The organism is Bradyrhizobium nivariense, from assembly GCF_029846695.2.
GTDB lineage: Bacteria > Pseudomonadota > Alphaproteobacteria > Rhizobiales > Xanthobacteraceae > Bradyrhizobium.
Window position 1 is genome coordinate 1 of sequence record NZ_JARWCR020000088.1, and the last position, 20,659, is coordinate 20,659.

General features: G+C 60.5%; 20 protein-coding genes and 2 pseudogenes. 7 read left to right on the forward strand and 15 right to left on the reverse strand.

What is annotated here, in order from left to right; genetic code table 11:
* The coding region (locus QCM77_RS40420) for an ATP-binding protein (protein WP_280096523.1) at positions 1 to 2,180 on the reverse strand (2,180 nt) is incomplete at its 3' end.
* Between the two features lie 31 nt (positions 2,181 to 2,211).
* Between QCM77_RS40420 and QCM77_RS40425 the strand changes: the two genes are divergently transcribed.
* A complete protein-coding gene (locus QCM77_RS40425; protein ID WP_280096524.1) occupies positions 2,212 to 3,780 on the forward strand; it encodes a recombinase family protein in 1,569 nt (522 codons plus the stop codon).
* A 156-nt stretch (positions 3,781 to 3,936) separates the two neighbouring features.
* Here the strand turns inward: QCM77_RS40425 and QCM77_RS40430 are convergent, their stop codons facing one another.
* The 3 genes from QCM77_RS40430 to QCM77_RS40440 form a co-directional block, all read right to left on the reverse strand.
* A complete protein-coding gene (locus QCM77_RS40430; protein WP_280096525.1) occupies positions 3,937 to 4,233 on the reverse strand; it encodes a DUF3768 domain-containing protein in 297 nt (98 codons plus the stop codon).
* Positions 4,234 to 4,680: 447 nt separating this feature from the next.
* The gene (locus QCM77_RS40435) at positions 4,681 to 4,932 is read right to left on the reverse strand and encodes a hypothetical protein (RefSeq protein ID WP_280096526.1); all 252 of its coding nucleotides are present in this window, start codon (positions 4,930 to 4,932) and stop codon (positions 4,681 to 4,683) included.
* Positions 4,898 to 5,203, reverse strand: a complete 306-nt coding sequence (locus QCM77_RS40440) for a UvrD-helicase domain-containing protein (RefSeq protein ID WP_280096527.1) — start codon at positions 5,201 to 5,203, stop codon at positions 4,898 to 4,900. The genes QCM77_RS40435 and QCM77_RS40440 overlap by 35 nt, the downstream gene beginning before the upstream one ends.
* 101 nt (positions 5,204 to 5,304) lie before the next feature.
* Between QCM77_RS40440 and QCM77_RS40445 the strand changes: the two are divergent.
* The 5 genes and pseudogenes from QCM77_RS40445 to QCM77_RS40465 form a co-directional block, all read left to right on the forward strand.
* A pseudogene (locus QCM77_RS40445) lies at positions 5,305 to 5,445 on the forward strand (recombinase family protein); the annotation flags it as partial.
* A 233-nt stretch (positions 5,446 to 5,678) separates the two neighbouring features.
* Positions 5,679 to 5,816 (forward strand): recombinase family protein, encoded by a 138-nt coding sequence (locus QCM77_RS40450; protein WP_280096528.1) that lies wholly within the window; start codon positions 5,679 to 5,681, stop codon positions 5,814 to 5,816.
* A 134-nt stretch (positions 5,817 to 5,950) separates the two neighbouring features.
* A complete protein-coding gene (locus tag QCM77_RS40455) occupies positions 5,951 to 6,610 on the forward strand; it encodes a recombinase zinc beta ribbon domain-containing protein (RefSeq protein ID WP_511337225.1) in 660 nt (219 codons plus the stop codon).
* A 77-nt stretch (positions 6,611 to 6,687) separates the two neighbouring features.
* A complete protein-coding gene (locus QCM77_RS40460) occupies positions 6,688 to 6,942 on the forward strand; it encodes a hypothetical protein (RefSeq protein ID WP_280096530.1) in 255 nt (84 codons plus the stop codon).
* A gap of 164 nt (positions 6,943 to 7,106) precedes the next feature.
* A complete protein-coding gene (locus QCM77_RS40465; RefSeq protein WP_462804390.1) occupies positions 7,107 to 7,610 on the forward strand; it encodes an AbiEi antitoxin N-terminal domain-containing protein in 504 nt (167 codons plus the stop codon).
* Here the strand turns inward: QCM77_RS40465 and QCM77_RS40470 are convergent.
* A pseudogene (locus tag QCM77_RS40470) lies at positions 7,598 to 8,764 on the reverse strand (IS701 family transposase); the annotation flags it as partial. The gene QCM77_RS40465 and the pseudogene QCM77_RS40470 sit on opposite strands and share 13 nt — an antisense overlap.
* 107 nt (positions 8,765 to 8,871) lie before the next feature.
* Positions 8,872 to 10,347: a group II intron reverse transcriptase/maturase gene (gene ltrA, locus QCM77_RS40475; RefSeq protein WP_280096531.1), complete on the reverse strand. Its 1,476-nt coding sequence runs from the start codon at positions 10,345 to 10,347 to the stop codon at positions 8,872 to 8,874.
* Between the two features lie 546 nt (positions 10,348 to 10,893).
* Here ltrA and QCM77_RS40480 point away from each other — a divergent pair.
* The gene (locus tag QCM77_RS40480; RefSeq protein WP_280096532.1) at positions 10,894 to 11,862 is read left to right on the forward strand and encodes an IS110 family RNA-guided transposase; all 969 of its coding nucleotides are present in this window, start codon (positions 10,894 to 10,896) and stop codon (positions 11,860 to 11,862) included.
* Positions 11,863 to 12,101: 239 nt separating this feature from the next.
* Here QCM77_RS40480 and ccoS read toward each other — a convergent pair whose 3' ends face one another.
* From ccoS to QCM77_RS40525, 9 genes are all read right to left on the reverse strand, one after another.
* Positions 12,102 to 12,263, reverse strand: a complete 162-nt coding sequence (gene ccoS / locus QCM77_RS40485) for a cbb3-type cytochrome oxidase assembly protein CcoS (protein ID WP_280096533.1) — start codon at positions 12,261 to 12,263, stop codon at positions 12,102 to 12,104.
* The gene (locus QCM77_RS40490) at positions 12,263 to 14,455 is read right to left on the reverse strand and encodes a cation-translocating P-type ATPase (protein WP_280096534.1); all 2,193 of its coding nucleotides are present in this window, start codon (positions 14,453 to 14,455) and stop codon (positions 12,263 to 12,265) included. The genes ccoS and QCM77_RS40490 overlap by 1 nt, the downstream gene beginning before the upstream one ends.
* A gap of 10 nt (positions 14,456 to 14,465) precedes the next feature.
* Positions 14,466 to 14,957 carry a FixH family protein gene (locus QCM77_RS40495; RefSeq protein ID WP_280096535.1) on the reverse strand — a complete coding sequence of 164 codons (492 nt, stop codon included), beginning with the start codon at positions 14,955 to 14,957 and terminating at the stop codon, positions 14,466 to 14,468.
* Positions 14,958 to 14,976: 19 nt separating this feature from the next.
* On the reverse strand, positions 14,977 to 16,443 hold the full coding sequence (gene ccoG, locus QCM77_RS40500) for a cytochrome c oxidase accessory protein CcoG (RefSeq protein WP_280096536.1): 1,467 nt from the start codon (positions 16,441 to 16,443) through the stop codon (positions 14,977 to 14,979).
* Positions 16,444 to 16,548: 105 nt separating this feature from the next.
* A complete protein-coding gene (gene ccoP, locus QCM77_RS40505) occupies positions 16,549 to 17,424 on the reverse strand; it encodes a cytochrome-c oxidase, cbb3-type subunit III (RefSeq protein ID WP_280096537.1) in 876 nt (291 codons plus the stop codon).
* Positions 17,425 to 17,430: 6 nt separating this feature from the next.
* Positions 17,431 to 17,595 carry a CcoQ/FixQ family Cbb3-type cytochrome c oxidase assembly chaperone gene (locus QCM77_RS40510; RefSeq protein WP_015687703.1) on the reverse strand — a complete coding sequence of 55 codons (165 nt, stop codon included), beginning with the start codon at positions 17,593 to 17,595 and terminating at the stop codon, positions 17,431 to 17,433.
* 12 nt (positions 17,596 to 17,607) lie between these two features.
* Complete coding sequence (gene ccoO, locus QCM77_RS40515; protein ID WP_007594017.1) at positions 17,608 to 18,342, reverse strand: cytochrome-c oxidase, cbb3-type subunit II; 735 nt, start codon at positions 18,340 to 18,342, stop codon at positions 17,608 to 17,610.
* 10 nt (positions 18,343 to 18,352) lie between these two features.
* Positions 18,353 to 20,002: a cytochrome-c oxidase, cbb3-type subunit I gene (ccoN, locus tag QCM77_RS40520; RefSeq protein ID WP_280096538.1), complete on the reverse strand. Its 1,650-nt coding sequence runs from the start codon at positions 20,000 to 20,002 to the stop codon at positions 18,353 to 18,355.
* A gap of 214 nt (positions 20,003 to 20,216) precedes the next feature.
* On the reverse strand, positions 20,217 to 20,642 hold the full coding sequence (locus QCM77_RS40525) for a CBS domain-containing protein (RefSeq protein ID WP_280096539.1): 426 nt from the start codon (positions 20,640 to 20,642) through the stop codon (positions 20,217 to 20,219).
* Positions 20,643 to 20,659 lie beyond the last annotated feature (17 nt).

Genomic DNA, 20,659 nt, shown 5'->3' on the forward strand with positions numbered 1-20,659 from the left:
GGCAACAAAATCGAACTGGCTTTCTGCGGATCCCAACTACGATAAAGCAGGGCCAGACTAGTCGCGGCTCGCAATTCCCAGGCGAGGGCAGATTGCTCGCGAGCAAGCTGGATCGCATGTTGATAGGCAGCCACCGCCTCGTCTTCGAACCTGCCGCCTCTGGCCGCCAGGATATCGCCCTCAAGACGAAGGAATTCAGGGAGATACAGTAACTGCCCTTTTTGCTTCATTTCAACGACCAGCTCGTCGAGCAAATCTTTGGCATCCTTATCGAGACCTTCACGAGTTAGCGCCTCGATCACTGCGATACTATGGTAAGCCGGATTATAACGGGATGATCGGACAGCCTCAAAGCTATCCATGAGGGTCAAAAAGCGGTTTGTAGTGTCCGACGCCTTCGTACGGAAAGAGAGCTCGGCCTCTAACGAAGCGGCCAAGACAGGAAACGGCGCAACTGCGTGTTCTCGTGCGACCGTTCCTAACTGCGCGATAAGCTCGCTTGCCCAACTCCAATTGCCGCATTGCATGGCAACAATTGAAGCAGCATATCCCGCACTAACTCCTGCAATTGGATCGCCGAGCCGCCCGGAGAGTTCCATGAGCTTGTGGACGGATGCCTCAGCCTGTTTGGGACGACCGACGAGCCAAAGGATGCCGGCTTCGCTTGCCAATGCGCGAACCCTTTGGTCGTTACCAAACCTGATTGTATTTATCTTGCGTTCGAGTGGCGCCTTTTGGAAGGCCGATCGGCAGCAAGCTTCGGCTTTCTCCTGATCTCCAGCGTAATAATAGGAGCGGCTTAGCATCGCATCGGCCATTGCGATGGCATCAGGATCCTTTGTTTGCTTCGCCACATCTCTTGCACGGAGGGCGATGCGCATCGCCGCTCTGTTATCTCCGCTTCTGCTCAGAAACATGTGATAACCGCCGAGCACTCGAATTTGTAGATCGTGATCTTCAAGGGAGGTAGCGAGTTCTATGGATCTAAGCACGGCGCGGTTCCCATCGTCGAAGCTTCCGCGCGTGATCGCCATCGAATACGCGTAAGCGTATTGGAGCATCATTTCATGCCGGGTGTTTCGATGGATATCATCCAAGTTCTGAAGTGTGCGCCCGACCCAGTCTCGCGCTTCCGTCATCAAACCAAGTTCGACAAAATATAAGCCGGCGCCCGCGGCAAGTTTTGCCGCCAGAGCGGCATTGCCCGACGGTGAGAATATCCATTGGAGCGCTGCGCGCACGTTGCCGAGTTGATCACCGATGCTGGCATACCCTCCTTCTTCAAACAGCCGAATCTTCTCGGACCAGGCGCGATCCAAAAGCTCCGCGAAGTAAGTGGCGTGACGTATGGCCACTCGATCCAGTTCAGCCCCGTCACGCAGCTTTTCCAACGCGTATGCGCGTGTGGTTTCGAGCAGCCTGTAACGCGCAACGACACCTCCGACATCAGCGGAAACGAGAGATTTCGCGATAAGGCTTGCGACGTGATCGACGACCTCCGACGGCTCTATGCCGTCTCCTGCGGCAACCACGCTCGCCGCTTCCATCGTGAAGCTTCCGGTGAAACAAGCGAGCCGACGCAGAATTGATTGCTCGGATTTATCGAGAAGAGCATAGCTCCAATCGTGAGTTGCGAGCATCGTCTGGTGACGTTCGATGACCGCATTGCGTCGCGGCGAGAGGAGACGCAAGCGGTCATTGAGACGCAATACGACTCCACGCAACCCGAGCGTTCCAACATAAGCCGCGGCCAACTCGATTGCCAGCGGGATACCGTCCAGCTTGGCGCAAATCTCTGCAACGATTGGTGCTTCTGCGTCTCCGATCGCGAATTCAGCCAAATTGTCCGAAGCACGCTCGATAAATAATTGCACGGCCGAATAGTTTTGCATCTCGAGCGCGGTCAGGCCTTCCGACGAAACCGGACAATCAAGCGAGGGCAGATGATACAGGTGCTCACTTTCAACGCCTCGCCTATCCATAGCGCGCGCTGGAAAATTACGGTAGCTTGTGAAGGCTTTGCTGTAATGCGTACCCGAATCCGATCGCCTCGGGGCCAAAAGGCGATCATGCGACCGCTTGATCCTTCTCACCTGCAAAGTTGGGACAATCCCAATAATGAGGAAATTTGGCTTGAGCTGGCGCGTGCCATTGGACGGCAGCTTGCGCGGGATGAACAAGGCGTTTCGGGGCAGTCGATAGGGGAACGGGATGGCGACACCATCACAAAAAAAGAGGGCCGCGATATACGCCCGCTACTCGAGCGACATGCAAAAAGTGACCTCGATTGATGGTCAGCTATTACTCTGCCGGAAGGTCGCCGTACGCAATAGCCTCGATGTCGTTGGTGAATTTAGCGACGCTGCAAAGTCTGGCCTTACCGAAGACAAGCGCGATGGCTATCAACGTTTGCTCGAAGGTGTGCGAAAGCAAGACTTCGACGTGATCATCGTCGAGCATTTCGACCGCTTGTCGCGCGACCCCGCCACAATCCAGCGGCTCAAGCAGGTGTTTGAGTTCAACCGCGTTGAGCTGATGGATCAGAAAGGTGTTTATGCGACGGCGACTGACATCAGCATCGCAAGTCTCTACAATACGATCTACAAGCCACAGCTCGCCGACAAGGTTCGGCGCGGGCACGATAACGCTGTCAGCAACGGAAGAATTCCCGGCTCATACGCCTATGGTTATCGGCCGAGGCCGGGCGCGCCTGGCGAGCGGATGATCGATGAGAGCGAAGCGAAGATCGTACGCCGTATCTTCATCGAGTATACGTCGGGCCGTTCAACGCGAGATATCGCCGCCGATCTCACCCGCGAAGGCGTGCCCTCGCCTGGGGCCACTCGTCATAAGAACAAGGCTGGTCGTACCACCTGGAATCATCAGTGCATCACTGGCGGCCGCCATGGTCGCGGCATTATGGGCAACGAACTGTATATCGGCGAAATACATTGGAATGTTCGCTCAACAATTCTCAATCCGGAAACGCAGAAGAAGCAGAAGCGCCGCAATCCGGAAGAACGCCACATCATTGTCAAAAACGCCGAGCTGCGGATCGTTCCCCAAGCGCTCTGGGATAGAGCGCAGAAGGTTCGCAGTGAGCGCGCTATCCACATGTTCGGACCGACCGGCAAGCCGCGGCGCCGCCCCGTGGTCCCGCGCAACAACGAGCATCCACTTGCAGGAGTCCTTCGGTGCGGCGTTTGCAATGGCCATATGCGAATCGCTCAATCCTCCCGGAATGGCGGACCACGCGCCGCATGCGCCAACGCGCATCAGCGAAGCACCTGCGAGCATACCCGCAGCTTTGATATGGACGTTCTACTGAAGGATGTTGCGGAGAAAATGGAAGTAAGATTGCTTTCTCCGAAAGCCATTGAAGAGGCGATGCGTGCCTGGAAGGAGGAGCGGAAGAGCGATCAGCAAAAGAACAGCGAACGCTATAACCTAGAGCGTCGGCGCCATGTGCTGAACACTGAGATCGAACGCTTGTCATATGCGATCGCAAACAGCCGTCGCAAGCCGGATGAGTTGGTCAAGCGGATAGATGAATGTGACGCGGAGCGGGAAACTATCGAGGAGCGCCTGCGGTTGCTCGGCAACGGTGGCGAAAACGTGATCCCGTTCGATCATCCGAGGTTTGGTGACCGATATTGTTCGGAGGCAAAGAGACTGGTCACCGCGCTCAAGACAAATCCGAAGGCGATCGAGACTCGTGTCGCTTTCCGTAACTTGGTCGACTGCATTATAGTGCATCCGGTGCGCAAGCGGATGCCCTAGGAATACACACCGTACTTGAACGCCGCAGCGCTTTTCAGCACGCAGCTTTTCCCAGAAAACTGTCTCAAAACAGGGAACATCAGCACGTTTATCTGTTACGACAACGTCCAGTCAGAGAACTCTGGCTTGCCGAAATCGCAACACAGCGCCTTGATTTCATTGGGGCGTTGGAGGGCTATAGCGTAAACAAGCGTAGATTTCTACGTCCCTTCCAGCGCGAACCGCAGCACCTTCGGGATTCCCGTCAATGGCGCCGAAGTCGTGCTCGCCGTGCGGATCGTTATCCCGCGTGAAGCTGTCGAACCTGCGCACCGCTTCGAGCAACTCGGCCAGACGATCCGGTTCGAGGCAGGTCACGCCCCGGGGTAAGCAGGACGGTACCGCCAATGACAGGTTGCGCCGGAAACTGTCGTTAAGGCTGCGGATTTTATCGGTTTGGGTGTCGTTGAGCATTTGAGTTTCTCCCGTTGGTTATCGGCTGCGCCATCGCGGCTGGTCGGGAGAATTCGAGACCGGCAGGACCGAGCGGGCAGGCAAGGAGGCTCCGCCCGAGGGCTCCCGTCTTTGGGATACGGGTGGATGCCTTGCCGGCACGCACTGCCGGCCTATTCGCGCGACCTTTACGGCCGCGTTGGCAGCGCCAACGAGAAGGTCAGCTCGATCAAACAAACTGCTAAGAACGTCTCGCGGGTGCGTATGACGGTCAACCGGGCAAGGCCGCACCGAGGGCGAGGAAGCTCAAGCGCTACGGGCGTCGAAAGCGGTTGGTGCCTCCTGCATTGCCGCAAAAGCGCAAATGCGATTGTACGTCGGTCGCGGCAGCATGGACCGCCACAGCAATAGGAGGAAACAAGAGCAGGTCATGCGCGTGCGCGCTCGAAAGACCTTTTTGCAGAAGGTCTAGAGGATATCTGCGGCCATCGGCCCCTCCTCGAATGCCTTGCCCTCCTTTTCGAGCGTTTTACGGCGGCCGTCTGCAGCGGCAACAAACTGACTAAGCTTGTCGAGGTCCGCCTTGATAGCGTCGAACTTTGGAAGCTCGGCCGGCACTCCGACCGATTGATCATGCCCCGAGAACTTCGAGCACCGCGTCATCCCGGCAAAAACAGCCTTATAGTCAGCCTTTTCGACGCAGGCAGACCGCAGCTTCATTGTCGCTATGTTGGGCCGGAACCTCCACACCACCCCGGCGAAGAGGATCAGCCTGGGTCTCGATTTTCTCCATCGCGTTCACCGCGCCGCGCCACTCGTAGATTTGCTGGTACTTGTCGCCCACATAGATCATTTGGGCCGGCTGCTTCCGTAGCACGTCGAGCACAACCGGATTGGTGTCCTGCGCCTCGTCGAGAAGAATGAAGTCGGCGGCAATCGCGTGACTGCTGAGAGCCCACAGTTTCAAGTAGCCGTCGTGACCGAGCGGCATGCCTGTCGTATCGAATCCCACGTTGAGAACGACGGGCGCCCAAGGTCGCCGCACGCAATGACCTCGATTTCGTTGGCGAATTTGTCGACGCTGCAAAGTCTGGCCTTACCGAAGATGCGCGCGACGGGTATCAGCGATTGCTCAATGGTGTGCGAAAGCATGATTTTGACGTGATCATCGTTGAACATTTCGACCGCTTATCGCGAGATCCCGCAACTATCCAGCGCCTGAAACAGGTGTTTGAGTTCAACCGCATTGAACTGATGGATCAGAAAGGCGTTTACGCGACCGCAACTGATATCAGCATCGCAAGTCTCTACAATACGATCACAAGCCGCAGCTCGCCGACAAGGTTCGGCGCGGGCATGATAATGCTGTCGCCAACGGACGAATTCCCGGCTCATACGCCTATGGGTATCGGCCAAGGCAGGGCACGCCTGGCGAGCGGATCATCGATGAGAGCGAAGCGAAGATCGTGCGTCGTATCTTCATTGAGTATACGTCGGGCCGTTCAACGCAAGATATCGCCGCCGATCTCACCCGTGAAGGCGTGCCCTCTCCTGGGGCCACTCGTCATAAGAACAAGGCTGGTCGCACCACCTGGAATCATTAGTCCATCACTGGCGGTCGCAATGGTCGCGGCATTATCAGCAACGACCTGTATGCGAGATACATTGGAACCTTCGCTCAACAATCCTCAATCCGGAAACGCAGAAGAAGCAAACGCGCCGCAATCCAGAACGCCACATCGTCGTCAATAACGCCGAGCTGCGGATCATTCCGCAAGAGCTCTGGAATCGTGCACAGAAGATTCGCAGTGAGCGCGCCATCCATATGTTCGGGCCGACCGGAAAGCCGCGGCGCCGACTCGTGGTCCCGCGTAACAACGAGCACCCGCTTGCCGGAGTCCTTCGGTGCGGCGTCTGCAACGGCCACATGCGAATCGCTCAATCCTCTCCGAATAGCGGGCCGCGCGCCGCATGCGCCAGCGCGCATCAGCGAGGCACCTGTGAACATACCCGCAGCTTTGCTATGAATATTCTATTGAAGGATATCGCCGACAAAATGGAAGTAAGATTGCTTTCGCCGAAGGCCATTGAAGAGGCGATGCGTGCCTGGAAGGAGGAGCGGAAGAGCGATCAGCGAAAGGACAGCAAACGCTCCAACCTGGAGCGTCGGCGCCGTGTGCTGAATACTGAGATCGAACGCTTGTCACATGCGATCGCAAACAGCCGTCGCAAGCCGGATGAGCTGCTCAAGCGGATAGATGAATTCGACGAAGAACGGGAAACTGTCGAGGAGCGGTTGCTGGGCTGTGGCGGCGAAAACGTGATCCGTTCGATCATCCGAAGTTTGCTAGCCGATACCGTTCGGAGGCTAAGAGACTGGCCACCGCGCTCAAGATAAATCCCAAGGCGATCGAAACGCGCATCGCTTTCCGGAAGTTGGTTGACTGCATTATAGTGTATCCGGTGCGAAAGCGGATGCCCTACGAATACACGCAACACCTGAACGCCACTGCCCTTTTCAGTATGAAGCTTTTCCCAGAAAGCCGCCTTAAAACAGCGAAGATCAACACGTTTGGCCACTACGAAAACATCAATGCTGATTCCACGATGTCGCAGCAGAAGCCTAGCGGTTTCTTTCATTGGGTCGCTGGACGGCTAAGCGGTTGCGGCAGGCATGAGAGAGATCCTCAGCCGGAAATTCGACGGGTGGCGCAAACCGCTAAGTTTTAATTATGAGTTTTCTGCATAGTCAGGCTTAGCAAATTCGTCAATCTATAAACTTACCCTTTGGTTTCAAATAATGCTATATTGCTAATCATGACTGAGCTTTCTGGACGAAACTAAACCTCCTCGAACATACCCTCCCGGAAGGCCTCTTGGTCGATGCCGGGTGGATGACGAAGCATGGCTATTCGACAGGTCTGCGCAGCCAATATGTCTCGGCTGGCTGGCTGGTTCAGCCGACGCGTGGGACTTTCAAGCGTCCGCTTGGCACCCTGACATGGCAGAAGGCCGTCATATCGCTTCAGACACTGCTTGCGCGCCCCCTGATCGTCGGAGGGCGAACAGCGCTCGAACTGCAAGGCTTTTCGCACTACCTCCGGGCTCAGGGGCCGACCGTCGTTTATCTGTACGGTCCCGATGCTACGCCCGGATGGCTCTTCAAGCTTCCGCTCAAAGAGCGCTTCACATTCCGCAAGAGCACAACGCTCTTCAAAGCCGATCCGGTGACGAAGGGGCTCAAGAACTTCGCCTGGAATGTCCAGAGCAATACCGGCGCCGCCGCCGATGAACTCCAGGCAGGCCCATTCAAGCAGATATGGGGTGAGAGCGAATGGCCGCTGATCGTCTCATCGCCCGAGCGTGCGTTGCTTGAACTGTTCGACGAGTTGGCATGATGGCGGATCACCGCCATCATGGCGAAGGCGAGCATTACCATTGACACGTGGCGATGCCAGCCATGCCAGGAACGGCTCTCATTGTGATCGAGCCCGAACTCGTTTTTGGCGGTCTCAAAACTGTCCTCGATCGCCCAACGATGGCCTTCGACTGCCACCAGCTTTCGATGGCTGTTCCTGCCGGGCACCAGGTGGTGAAGAAGGCGAGATCGCCGTCGGCGATGCGGCGACGGATCAGAAGACCGCGTGTCCACAGGCCGTCATTTGCGCTGTTGAACTGCCCGGCATCGAGATCGGCCAGTTCGAGATAGCACCAATCGTGCAGCCTCGGTCCTTTGGTTCCGTCCCCTGCTGACAGGCGTTTCCAGTCGGACGGACGCCGCATCGAGGCGATGTCCGCGGCGGTGCCGGAGACTAATCGTCGCTTGCCCCAGGATCGGAACACATGAGCGCTGCTGACTCCGAGCACATAGCCTTTGCCCGCCTGGCGTAGTTGCTGTTCGATGTCGCCGACACCGTAGACGGTGTCGCCAGCAACCCACTCGAATGGGACAGCCGCGGCTATCGCCGCGTGCGATCATTCTCGTCGCAAGCTTCGGCTTGGTCGCAAAGCCCGTATCGGGGGGCACGTATGCGGCTTCCAGGCGCTCTGGATCGTCGGTCCATTCCTTCGGAAGAACAGCGCGCGGTCGATGAAAGCATGACCGTGGCGCGAAACGTAGGCTGCGAAGACGCCGATCTGGCAGTTCGTGATCTTGCCCGCCGAACCAGTGTATTGCCGCGCCACTCCGCACGACGCCTTGCCCTGTTTGAGAAAACCGGTCTCGTCGATCACCAGGACCGCTTCAGGGTCCGCCAGATGCTCGATGACATAATCGCGGACGATATCGCGCAGAGCATCAGCATCCCAGTCCCTGCAACCCAGGATTGCCTGTTGCCGCCATGGGCCAGGATCGCCAGCTGCCTCCGCGCATCCAACCGGTCTTGCGTTGCTCGTCTCCAAGCAGACCTTCCAGAAACAAGCCTGCATTCTTCGCAACACGCTCTTGCCCGAACAACGGGCGTATCCGCTTCTTGATCTCGCGAAGCGACGCCGCCCACAACGCAAGCGTCTCTTCAATCGAAGCTGCCTGCGTCCACGATCTTCGAATCATGGTTGCCCATGGATTCAGAAATCTTCAGAAAGGGTTCGCGGTAGGGACGCTCATTGCTGAGCGCCCCCCGCACAGATCCGGACGAGCCCAATTAAGGCATCCGACTCCTACCTTGGGTGTGTGACGGCGAAACGCTGTTGCGGCCATGGATGGAGGATACGGGGTTGAGGAAGCCAGTCATCCGCCAACTTCGTCATACGATCCCAAGTGAAGCCGCCTCGTTGGCTGCGGCGCCGAAGCGTTCGCCGCCAGAGGTCGGTCACGTAATAGCGGAACGCTGAGAGCGCCCGCCCGTTTGCAGGAACCGCATAGTAGGCGAAGTGGCCGGAGATGACCTGTCTCAGCCATTTACCCTGGACGGGGATCGGTTGGTGCATTCGACGCCGCAGCTCTGCCTTGATGTCCTGAAGCTTCGTCCGCAGACGGTCGCGACGGGTCTTCCTTTCGAGCAGGAAGTTCCCCCGGCGTGACTTACCGCAGATGTGGATGAAGCCCAGAAACATGAAGGTCTCCGGTTTGCCGAGCCCTCGTGTCTTGCGATTGGTCGCCGCATAGCGACCGAACTCAATCAGGCGGGTCTTGTCCGAATGGAGCGTCAACGCGAATGCCTCAACCCGTTCACGCATCGCATCAAGGAAGCGACGAGCGTCGTCCTCATGCTCGAAGCCGGCCACCAGATCATCCGCATAGCGCACGATAATCATATCGCCGTGAGCCTCCTGCCGTCGCCAGCGTTCGGCCCAAAGATCGAAGCAGTAGTGCAGGTAAACGTTGGCGAGCAGCGGCGAAATCACCGATCCTTGCCCCGTGCCCCTGTCGTCCACGGTTACGACCCCGTCTTCGAGGATGCCCGCCCTCAGCCATTTACGGATCAGGCGGATGATGCGCTTGTCACCGATGCGGTGCTCCAAAAACTGGACTAGCCAGTCTTGGCTCACACTTCCGAAGAAGTTTTGCACGTCGGCGTCAAGTATCCAGTTCACCTTCCGCGTGGTAATCGCTACCGTCAGGGCGTCCAACGCATCGTGTGGCCCCCGGCCGGGTCGAAACCCATAGGAGAAGCCGACGAAGTCGCCTTCGTAGATGGCGTTAAGCACCATGACGGTCGCGCCCTGGACGATTTTGTCTTCCAGAGCCGCGATCGCCAGCGGCCGCTGCTTCCCATCCGCCTTCGGTATGTACGTCCGGCGTGACGGTTGCGGCCGGTACGCTCCCCGGTGGACCCGTTCGTGCAGTTCCCTGAGCCGGGGCTCAAGGTCGGCCTCGTAGTCCTGCCATGTCACACCGTCCACGCCGGGGGCTGCTTTGCGCTTGAGCGCGTAGAACGCCAAACGGAGCGTGTCAGTGTTGATATGGTGGAGAAGCGCCGTGAACCGCTCTTTCTTCCCAAGCTTTGCAGCTTGCCGTACGCGGTCCAGCGCCTGGGTCACACGAGCCCGGCTCTGCGTCCGGTGCGTGCTTTGCTGTCCCACGTTCCCCTTGGTCCCAGCCCTTGGCTCCATCGCCTCTGCCACCGGAGCTCCGGCTTTATTCGGCGACTTCGTAGCTACTATGGCCGAGTCAGACTTCTCCTGATCGTTCATCGGCGGCTATGGCTCCTCGCCTTCCCGCCGCGGACCAGGCTGCTCAGTGAGCATCTGGCCGACCGAGAGAGCTCCCGGTTCCCATACAAGAAGCTTCTGCACATGCCAGGGTCTGCGACCACGCCGAAACGACTGGGCGCTCGCGATATCGCACCCCTTCGTGTTGCCTTCCGCTCAGTTGACAGCGTCGGCTCTCGGGAAAACATTCTTTCGCGGCTCAATGGCTGGCCTATGCACTCCCCTGCCGACGCTTCGCCGACACCCTCACGGATGCCTACGCACGGCTCGGGGCCGACGTGGATCGCTACTCCTTCATCGTAGTGGACTTCCACCACCTTGTATTAGCCCGATCGCTTATATTGAGCCGTTCCGTGAGGAATGGCCCAGCCCGGGTGGCCGCCCGAGCTGGGTCGCCGTTCGATCGGATCGATACCCACCGAAGCCTTATGGGCTGTCTGACGTAGCGAGATCGCGATCGGCACTTCATCGGGACCCGAATGGTTGAACGAACTTAAGGTTCGCATAACAAGGGAGGGATCGACGAAGATGACCAAGCATACCACGACCTGTGCCGGGGTCGATACCGGCAAACGGAAGCTTGATGTGGCGATCGATGGTTGCCGCGAGCAGCTGCAGGTGGAGAACACGTCAAAAGGTCACGAGGCTTTGCTGGTGTGGCTGCGACGGCACCACGTCAAACGCATTGGCATCGAAGCAAGCGGCGGTTACGAACAGCCCGTCGTCGCCGAGTTGCGGCGCAAGCGGTTTGTGGTTGTGGTGTTTCAGCCGGCTCAGGTCCGGGCCTATGCTAAATTCCACTTGCAGCGGGCCAAGAACGATAAGATCGATGCCGCTCTTATCGCAGCCTGCACGGCAGCGGTGCGGAAGATCCATGCCGCTCCCGATCCCCGGTTGCTGCCATTCGCCGAGCAATTGACCATGATTGATCAGATCGGTGAGGATATCGCGCGCCTCAAGAACAGGATCGAGAGCTGCCGCAATGCGGGGATTAACAAGCTCTGGCACGAGGATATCGCTCGCCTGGAGCAGCGTGAGAAGGCCGCACTCAAGGATCTGGTCGCTTCGATCCGCAAGCATCCTGACCTTGCCAAGAGGCTTGCGCTGATCAACAGCGTCGACGGCATCGGGCTGCCGACCGCCGTTGCCATCCTGGTGCGCCTGCCTGAGATCGGTCAGATCACGCGGGAGCAAGCTGTCGCTCTCGCCGGCCTTGCGCCCTATGACGACGATAGCGGCGACCAGGTCGGTGTTCGGCATATCGAGGGAGGACGAAAGCGGCTGCGTCGCGCCCTTTATACCGCTTCACTGGCCGCGTCTTTTCGATGGAACCCGCAGCTCATCAAGCTCTACCAACGGCTGACTGCAGCCGGAAAGGAACACAAGCGCGCGCTCGTTGCCTGCGCCAGGAAGATGCTCATCTTCGCCAACACAGTGGTGGCTCGCGGCACGCCGTGGTACGGCGAACCGCCGATGGGATCATTCTCTGTCTCTTAGTTCGACCGGGACGTGTTTCTTCGTCCCGACCTACGCCCCCTCGTGACGTCGCGCGCAGCGTCCGTCAAGGATGGCCGTCGCTTGCTAGAAACCTCATGCGATCCGGCCCCAGGCCACGCCTTGACGGACGCGAGCACGGCGTCATCATGGCAGGTGTCGACGATCTGAAACGCGCGACACAGGGCCACGATTTAATGGTTGCTACTCCTTGCCGGTCTCCCGGCGCACCAACTGTAATGCTAGCCCTGCGCCTCCTCGGGCGGCTGGTCCTCGGCGATCGCCCGCCAGGCGGCGCCGTCGAGGTCGTCATACTGGCCGCTCCGAAGCGACCAAAGGAACGCGACGAGGCCCGCAAGGCCGAGCATCAGCGCCAGCGGCACCAGGATGACCAGGATTTCCATCACGCGATCTCCCGCGACGCGCGGCGTGCGCGCAGCGAATTCAGCATGACCAGAACTGACGATCCGCTCATGGCTGCCGCAGCGATCAGGGGTGTCACCACGCCGCTGATCGCGACCGGCACGGCAAGGACATTATAGCCGATCGCAAGCCAGAGGTTTTGCCGCATCAGGCGCAGCGCTTGGCGCGAGGAGTCGATCGCCGCGACGACCGGAGCCAGCGGCCGGCCGAGGAAGACGAAATCGGCCGTCGCCTGGCTGAGATGGGCAGCCGAGATCGGCGACATCGAGACGTGCGCTGCCGCAAGCGAGGGCGCATCGTTCATGCCGTCACCGACCATCAGCACTTTTGCGCCGCGCTGCTTCAGCTCCTCGATCCGCGCGACCTTGTCGGCAGGCGTGACGCCGGCGCGCCACTCGGGAATGCCAAGAGCATGGGCCGCAGCCCTCACCGCCGGCTCGCGGTCGCCGGAGAGAATCTCGATGCCGATATTGCGTGCTTTCAGTGCCGCGATCACGGCCTGGGCATCCGGGCGCAGACCCTGACGCACCGAGAGGATGACTCTTTCGTTTCCCTTGCTGAAGCCCACGATGGAGGCTTCCGGATCGAGATCGGCGCCGGCGCCGATCTCCGCCTCGGCGCCGCAGAAGGATGGACGGCCAAGGCGAATCTCGATGCCGTCGATGGTTGCCCGCACGCCCTGCCCTGCCTCCTCGATCGCACCGACGATCGGCGATCGGACGTCCGCGGACTGCGCGACCGCGGCAGCCACCGGGTGATGGCTCGACAGCGCAAGTCGGCCGGCGAGCTCGAACAGGTCGGCAGGTATATCGGCTGCGTTCGTCACTTCGAGCTCCGGCAGCGTCAGCGTGCCGGTCTTGTCGAAGATGACATGATCGGCTTCGGCGAGCCGTTCGATGGCGTCGCCCGAATTGAGCAGCACGCCCGATTTGAACATCGCGCCCGAGGTCACGGTCTGCACCGTCGGGATTGCGAGCCCGAGCGCGCAGGGACACGTGATGATCAAGACGGCAACGCCTGTCACGATCGCATCGTGCCAGCTAGCGCCGGCGATGACCCAGCCGAGGATGGTGAGGAGCGCGGTGGCATGCACCACCGGCGCATAGAGTCGCGAGGCGCGGTCGGCGAGCCGCATGTAGCGCGAGCGCGCCTGCAGCGCGTTGTCGAGCAGCCGCGTGATTTCCGCGAGCAGCGTCGCCGCGGCGGCCGCGGAGACCCGCACCCGCAGCGTGCCCGAAATGTTCATCGAGCCCGCATAGACCGGCGTGCCATGCTCGGCCATGACATAGAGCGTCTCGCCGGTAATCAGGCTCTGGTCGATCTCGGAGCGCCCCTCGATCACGGTGCCGTCAACCGCGCAGCGCTCGCCCGGCCGCAGCAGCACGATGTCGCCGGGATGGATCGCCGCCACCGGCACCTGTGAAATCTCATCAGCTCCGACGAATTTCGCCGCGGTCTCCGCCTTCAGCGCGGCGAGGTTGCCGGCGACCGCGCGGGTCCGCCGCCGCATGTTCTGGTCGAGGAAGCGGCCGACCAGCAGGAACGTCAGCAGCATGATCGCCGCGTCAAAATAGGCGTGCTCGGCGTGATGGATGGTCTCGACCACGGACATGCCGAGCGCGAGGATCACGCCGATCGAGATCGGGACGTCCATGTTGGTGGTCTTCGCCGACAGCGCGCGCCAAGCCGAGCGGAAGAACGGCTGCCCGGCATAGGCCGCCGCGGGAAGTGCGATCAGCGCCGACAGCCAGTGGAAGAAGTCGCGCTGCTCGGGCAGCATGTCCGAGACATTGCCCGACCAGACCGGGATCGACAGCATCATCACGTTCATGGTGGCGAACGCGGCAACGCCGAGGCAGCGCAGCAGGAATCGTGATTCCGCGACTTCGGTCGCCTCCGCGCTTTCCGTTTCGTAGGGATAGGCCTTGTAGCCGAGCTCCTCGAGGCGATCGATGAAGCGAGACGGGTCGATCGTGCCCTGCTTCCATTCCAGCGCAAGGCGCCGGTCGGTGAGATTCACACGCGCCAGCATGACATCGGGAATGGCGGATAGTCCACGCTCGATCTTGGCCATGCAGCCGGCGCAGTGAACGCCTTCGACCGCGAGATCGATGTGCTGGACGCCATCGCCCGCGGCCCGGACGTAGTGCGAAAAGTCCCGCGTGACGCGCATGACGATTCCTTCAGTTCAGGATGACACGGTTGCGCGACAGGAACACGCGCTGGCCTCGCGCCTCGCCCTCGATCACCAGGTCCCACTGGCCCGGCGCGATGGAAGCCGCATTGCCGCGATAGATGCCGATGCCGGCTTCAGTGAGTTCGACCGAAAGATCGGCCCGCTTGTCAGTCGGCCGCTCCAGGCGGCCGCCGAACTTCACGCCGCTCATGGGAAGGCCGCCTGCATCGCGTGCCTCGAGCTGGAGCGTAGCGCCACCGTCAGTTCGACGCTCGATATGGGCATTGACCTGCCATTTGCGCGCGGTCTGATCCTGCGCCGCCGAGATCTCCCGGTCGTAGCTGAGACCCGCCGCATAAGGGCTGTCGACATCCGTGCCGGGCAGCGTCGCGATCGCGAGCTTCGCCATGGTCACGTTGACGCCGATCACAACGCCGAAGAAGGCGACCAGCATCACCAAGACTTTTGTTCCGGTCAGCGGCTTCGGTGCGGATGCCATGGCGAACTCCGGGACTTTCTCAAGGAGAGACGAAATTGTCGCTGGCGGAAGCGGCCTCGCCGAGGCCGATATCGGTGACGTGGAAGCGGACTGGGATCGATTTCTCCGGATTGCCGTCCGCGGGCGCGGTGACGAGCAGCCGAAGCTCGCTGGTGGTGTCACGCGGGATGACGATCATCGGCCGATCCGGCGTCACCGAATCCACGCCGACGACGTGAACCGTGGCGTTGACCGGACCGTTGACATCGATCGCGATGACGCGGTCGTAGCCGCTCTTGTTGAGTAATCGGACCGTATATGCGTTGCGGATCGAGCCGTCGCTGAGCCTGACCGCGACCGGGTTGCGATCGTGCAGCACGTTGACGTCGAGCAGGCTGCGCGTTGCGAGCGTATAGAGCATGATGCCGCCGACGGCTGCGATGATCGCGCTGTAGACGACGGTGCGAGCGCGCACGATGCGATAGACCGGCGCCTTGCCTTCCTGGCGGCGGTGGATGTTGATGTCGTTGTCGTAGCCGATCAGGCGGGTCGGCCGGCCGATCTTCGTCATCACGTTGTCGCACGCGTCGATGCAAAGCCCGCACTGGATGCATTCGAGCTGCGGCCCGTTGCGGATGTCGATGCCAGTCGGGCAGACCGCGACGCATTGATAGCAGTCGACGCAGTCGCCCGCTGGCTGCCCGAGCGCGCGCAGCTCGGCGGCCTTCTTCACTGACGTGCGCTTCTCGCCGCGATCGTAGCGGTAGGTGACGTTGAGCGCCCATTCGTCGGTGAGCGCGGCCTGGATCCGCGGCCAGGGACACATATAGGTGCAGACCTGCTCGCGCATGTAGCCGGCGAGCACGTAGGTCGTCGCGGTCAGGATGCCGATCCAGACATAGGCGACCATCGGCGCCTGGAACGTCAGAAGCTCCTTCACCAGAGTTGGCGCATCATTGAAATAGAGCACCCAGGCGCCACCGGTCCACCACGCGATCAGGAGCCAGATCGAATGCTTGAGCACGATCTCCGAGATGCGCTCGAGCTTCATCGGATCCGACGACTTGTCCTTCTTCATCCGCTCGCGCCGGTCGCCTTCGACCAGACGCTCGACGGCATAGAACAGGTCGGTCCAGACCGTCTGCGGGCAGAGATAGCCGCACCAGATGCGGCCGCCGACCGAGTTCATCAGGAACAGCGCTACGGCGGCGACAATCAACAGGCCCGTGAAGTAGTAGACCTCCTGCGGCCACAGCTCGATGAAGAAGAAATAGAAGCGGCTGTTGGGAAGGTCGATCAGCACGGCCTGGCTGGGAGCGCCAAAGCCACGGTTCCAGCGCACGAACGGCAGGAAGTAGTAGACGCCCAGACAAAACGCCATCAGGCCCCATTTGATCCGGCGGAAGGTGCCGGAGACGCTCTGGGGATAGATCTTCTTGTGGGCGGCGTAGAGCGGCCCGTAATCGTCGTCCGATGTGAGTTCGTTCGGGTTCACGGGCTTGTTCATCGCTTGAAACGTCTCGAGAGGTGCGATCAAACCTAGACCCGACGCCGCCGCGTCAGTTGATCCAGCGCAAACGGGGACGTTTTTCTCCGCCCCCGTCCGCCTCAGTTACTTGCCGCCGCCCAGCGAGTGGACATAGACCGCCATGGCCTTGATCGTGGCCGGATCGAGCCGCCCTTCCCAGGCCGGCATCACGCCGGCGCGGCCCTGGCTGATGGTCTCGATCAGCGTCGCCTCGTCCGAACCATAGAGCCAGATCTTGTCGGTCAAATTGGGGGCGCCCATCTCCGGGTTGCCCTTGCCGCCGTCGCCATGGCAGGCGACGCAATTCTCAGTGAAGACCTTTTCGCCCTTGGCCGCGTCATAGCCCTTGCGGGTCGGAAGGCCCGACAGTGCCCGGACATAGTTGGCGGCCGTGACGATCTCCTCCGGCTTCAGCACGCCGTCCTTGCCGAATGCGAGCATCTGGCCTTCATGCGTCTTGGCATGGCCGGAGCGCGCCCCGAACTGGATGGTCTGCATGATCTGGTCGAGCGTGCCGCCCCACAGCCAGTCGTCGTCGTTCAGGTTCGGAAACCCCTTGGCGCCGGCGCCGCCAGAGCCGTGGCACGGCGCGCAATTGTCGCCGAACACGGTCTTGCCCTTGGCGCGGGCAAGCGCCAGCAGCGCCGGATCCTTCTCGATGTCGGCGAGCGAGGCCGCCCCCAGCGCCACCATCTTGTCGCCGCGGATCTTCTCGAGATTGGCGAGCTCCACCGCGACGTCGGCGCGTGTCGAGTAGCCGAACAGGCCCGTGGTATTGCTCGAGATCAGCGGCCAGGCCGGATAGACGATCCAGTAGCCGACCGCCCAGACGATGGTGAGGTAGAAGGTGATTACCCACCAGCGCGGCAGCGGCGTGTTGAGCTCCTTGATGCCGTCCCACTCATGTCCGGTCGTGGACCTGCCGGAGACGGGATCGATGTCGCCATGATGATCGGTCATGATCTCTTACTCCTCCCGCAACGGCAGGTGTGCCGCTTCGTCGAAAGCTGCCTTGTTACGGGGCCAGAATGCGTAGGCGATGATCGCGAGAAAGATCGCGACGAACACCGGCGTCCAGATCGTGGTCACGAGACCGGAGGCGAGATTGTCGAGGGTCAGGATGGCTTTCATCGTTGTGCCTTCTCAGCGAAGATTGGCTTTCTCGTTGTAGATCTTGAAGTCGACCAGCGTGCCGAGCATCTGGAGATAGGCGATCAGCGCGTCCATCTCGGTCGGCGTGCCGGCCTTGCCGTCGAAGTTGCGCACCACGGCCTTGGCGTAGCGCTTGGTGAAAGCGTCGGAGCCGGCATTGTCAGGATCGGCCTGGGCTTTCATGTCGGCGCCCGCATTGGCGATCTGGTCGTCGGTGTAGGGCGTGCCGACGGTCCGCAGCGTGCGCATGTGGTCGGCGATCGTGTCCGGATCGACCTCGGTCTGGCTCAGGAACGGGTAGCCGGGCATCACCGATTGCGGCACGATTGCGCGCGGGTTGGTCAGATGGGTGACGTGCCAGTCGTCGGAATATTTGGCGCCGACGCGGGCAAGATCGGGACCGGTGCGCTTCGAGCCCCACTGGAACGGATGGTCGTACATGCTCTCGGCGGCGAGCGAGAAGTGGCCGTAGCGCTCGACCTCGTCGCGCAAGGGCCGGATCATCTGCGAATGGCAGAGATAGCAGCCCTCGCGGATGTAGACGTTGCGCCCGGCGAGCTCCAGCGGCGTATACGGCCTGATCCCGTCGACCGCCTCGATCGTGCTCTTGAGATAGAACAGCGGCGTGATCTCGACGAGACCGCCGATCGCGATCACCAGCAGGATGCCGACGATCAGGATGATCGAGTTCTTTTCGAAGATTTGGTGGCGTGTCCAGAACGACATGGAAAACTCCTCATTCCGCCGGCTGAAGAGCGACGGGCATCTGGACTTCCTGTTCGCCGACGCGAACCGTCATCCAGAGATTAAAGGCCATGATCAGCGCGCCGATCAGGAACAGCGCGCCGCCGGCGGCACGGATGATGTAGAAGGGATGCATCGCCTCGACCGTCTCGATGAAGGAATATTCGAGGAAGCCGAGCGAGGTGTAGGCACGCCACATCAGGCCCTGGAGGATGCCGGACACCCACATCGCCGAGATGTAGAGAACGATGCCGAGAGTGGCGATCCAGAAGTGCCAGTTGACGAGCTTCAGGCTGTACAGCTCCTTGCGATTCCAGGCCCACGGCACCAGGCAGTACAGCGCGCCGAAGGAGACGAAGCCGACCCAGCCGAGCGCGCCGGAATGCACGTGGCCGATGGTCCAGTCGGTGTAGTGGCTGAGCGAGTTGACCACCTTGATCGACATCATCGGGCCCTCGAAGGTCGACATGCCGTAGAAGGCGACGGAGACGACAAGCATGCGCAGCACCGGATCGGTGCGCAGCTTGTCCCAGGCACCCGACAGCGTCATCAGGCCGTTGATCATGCCGCCCCATGAGGGCATCCACAGCATGATCGAGAAGGTCATACCCAGCGTCTGCGTCCAGTCCGGCAGTGCGGTGTAGTGCAGATGGTGCGGGCCGGCCCAGATGTAGAGGAAGATCAGCGCCCAGAAGTGGATGATCGACAGTCGGTAGGAATAGATCGGCCGCTCGGCGCGCTTCGGGATGAAGTAGTACATGATGGCGAGGAAGCCGGCGGTCAGGAAGAAGCCGACCGCGTTATGGCCGTACCACCACTGGAACATGGCGTCCTGGATGCCGCCCCAGGCGACGTAGGATTTTGACCCGAACACCGAGACTGGCAGCGCGGGATTGTTGCCGAGATGCAGGACCGCGATCGTCACGATGAAGGCGAGATAGAACCAGTTCGCGACGAAGATATGCGGTTCCTTGCGTCTGATGACAGTGCCGAGGAACACGAGCAGATAGGTCACCCAGACGATGGTCAGCCAGAGATCGGCGTACCATTCCGGCTCGGCATATTCCTTGGACTGGGTGACGCCGAGCAGATAGCCGGTGCCGGCAATCAGGATGAAGAAGTTGTAGCCGACCACGACGAACCATGGCGCGAGGTCGCCGACGAGCCGCGCGCGGCAGGACTTCTGCACGACGTAGAAGGATGTCGCGATCAGGACGTTGCCGCCGAAGGCGAAGATCACGGCGGAGGTGTGCAGCGGCCGCAGCCGGCCGAATTGAATCCAGGGCAGATCGAAGTTCAGTGCAGGCCAGGCCAGCTGCGAGGCAATGATGAGCCCGACCAGGAAGCCCGCGATGCCCCAGAACATCGCCATGACCGAGGAGAACTTGATCGGGCCCATGTTGTAGTTGGGGCGGCCGTGGATCTCCGCGGGCGGCAGCGCCGCCGGACGCTCGAAATAGCGGTTGATGATGAAGAACACGGCGGCCAGGCTCGCCGCCGCGCTCAGCCCGGCGTGGAAGGCGAAGGGCGCGTCGAGCGCCTTGGCCGAGGCAACCAGGCACAGGAAGGCAGCGACCGCGAAGATGAACGCCAGGCCACTTTCGCCTGCTGTCATGGATTTGGAGATGGACGGCTGGGGCATCGCGGATTCTCTTTCGAAAGAACACAGCGCCAGAAACCACATTCAACCCTGCGGGGACTTGATTGAAATCAAGGTGAGTGAATTTCTGTTAGTTTAAAAAGCGGTCGCTAATCGGAGATCGATATCAACCGCTCGCGTTCCGCGCAGTGCGCGCGGCAACCACCGCTTCCGTGAAATCACGGAGCCAACAATCGCGAAACTTGCGGGCGCCTCGTCAGTCGCGCGCGGTCGCCTTGAGTGCCGCGATGACGTCCTCGCGGGCGATGATGCCAACCAGCTTCTGGACGCCGTCGAGCACGATGATGCTCCGGATACGGTGCTCGACCATGATCTGGAGCACGCGCGTCAGCCGCGTCTCGGGACTGACATAGATGAATTCCGGCGTCATGACGTCGCCGACCCTACGGCTCATGAGATCATGATAGCGCGGCAGCATCTGGCTCGGCGTGAAGGCAAAACACTTCAGGATGTCGAATTTGGTGACGATGCCGACGACCTGACCGTCATCCTCGACCGGATAGCTGTTGAAATCGTCGCGCTCGAACATCTCGCTGAGTTCGAGTAGGTCGACATCGCGCTTGGCCGCCCGGACGTTACGCGTCATGTAGCCGTCGACGGTCTGCTCAAGTAACTTGTACACGGCGCGTCCTCCTCGAT

What these genes read in the sequence shown, in the direction of transcription:
- QCM77_RS40460 (WP_280096530.1), top strand. Translation starts at nt 6,688, where the DNA reads ATGCCCTACGAATACACGCAACACCTGAACGCCACTGCCCTTTTCAGT.
- QCM77_RS40440 (WP_280096527.1), bottom strand. Translation starts at nt 5,203, where the DNA reads ATGCCGCTCGGTCACGACGGCTACTTGAAACTGTGGGCTCTCAGCAGT.
- QCM77_RS40510 (WP_015687703.1), bottom strand. Translation starts at nt 17,595, where the DNA reads ATGAAAGCCATCCTGACCCTCGACAATCTCGCCTCCGGTCTCGTGACC.
- QCM77_RS40435 (WP_280096526.1), bottom strand. Translation starts at nt 4,932, where the DNA reads ATGAAGCTGCGGTCTGCCTGCGTCGAAAAGGCTGACTATAAGGCTGTT.
- QCM77_RS40490 (WP_280096534.1), bottom strand. Translation starts at nt 14,455, where the DNA reads ATGCGCGTCACGCGGGACTTTTCGCACTACGTCCGGGCCGCGGGCGAT.
- ccoG (WP_280096536.1), bottom strand. Translation starts at nt 16,443, where the DNA reads ATGAACAAGCCCGTGAACCCGAACGAACTCACATCGGACGACGATTAC.
- ltrA (WP_280096531.1), bottom strand. Translation starts at nt 10,347, where the DNA reads ATGAACGATCAGGAGAAGTCTGACTCGGCCATAGTAGCTACGAAGTCG.
- QCM77_RS40430 (WP_280096525.1), bottom strand. Translation starts at nt 4,233, where the DNA reads ATGCTCAACGACACCCAAACCGATAAAATCCGCAGCCTTAACGACAGT.
- ccoN (WP_280096538.1), bottom strand. Translation starts at nt 20,002, where the DNA reads ATGCCCCAGCCGTCCATCTCCAAATCCATGACAGCAGGCGAAAGTGGC.
- QCM77_RS40425 (WP_280096524.1), top strand. Translation starts at nt 2,212, where the DNA reads ATGGCGACACCATCACAAAAAAAGAGGGCCGCGATATACGCCCGCTAC.
- QCM77_RS40465 (WP_462804390.1), top strand. Translation starts at nt 7,107, where the DNA reads ATGACGAAGCATGGCTATTCGACAGGTCTGCGCAGCCAATATGTCTCG.
- QCM77_RS40480 (WP_280096532.1), top strand. Translation starts at nt 10,894, where the DNA reads ATGACCAAGCATACCACGACCTGTGCCGGGGTCGATACCGGCAAACGG.
- ccoS (WP_280096533.1), bottom strand. Translation starts at nt 12,263, where the DNA reads ATGGAAATCCTGGTCATCCTGGTGCCGCTGGCGCTGATGCTCGGCCTT.
- QCM77_RS40495 (WP_280096535.1), bottom strand. Translation starts at nt 14,957, where the DNA reads ATGGCATCCGCACCGAAGCCGCTGACCGGAACAAAAGTCTTGGTGATG.
- ccoP (WP_280096537.1), bottom strand. Translation starts at nt 17,424, where the DNA reads ATGACCGATCATCATGGCGACATCGATCCCGTCTCCGGCAGGTCCACG.
- ccoO (WP_007594017.1), bottom strand. Translation starts at nt 18,342, where the DNA reads ATGTCGTTCTGGACACGCCACCAAATCTTCGAAAAGAACTCGATCATC.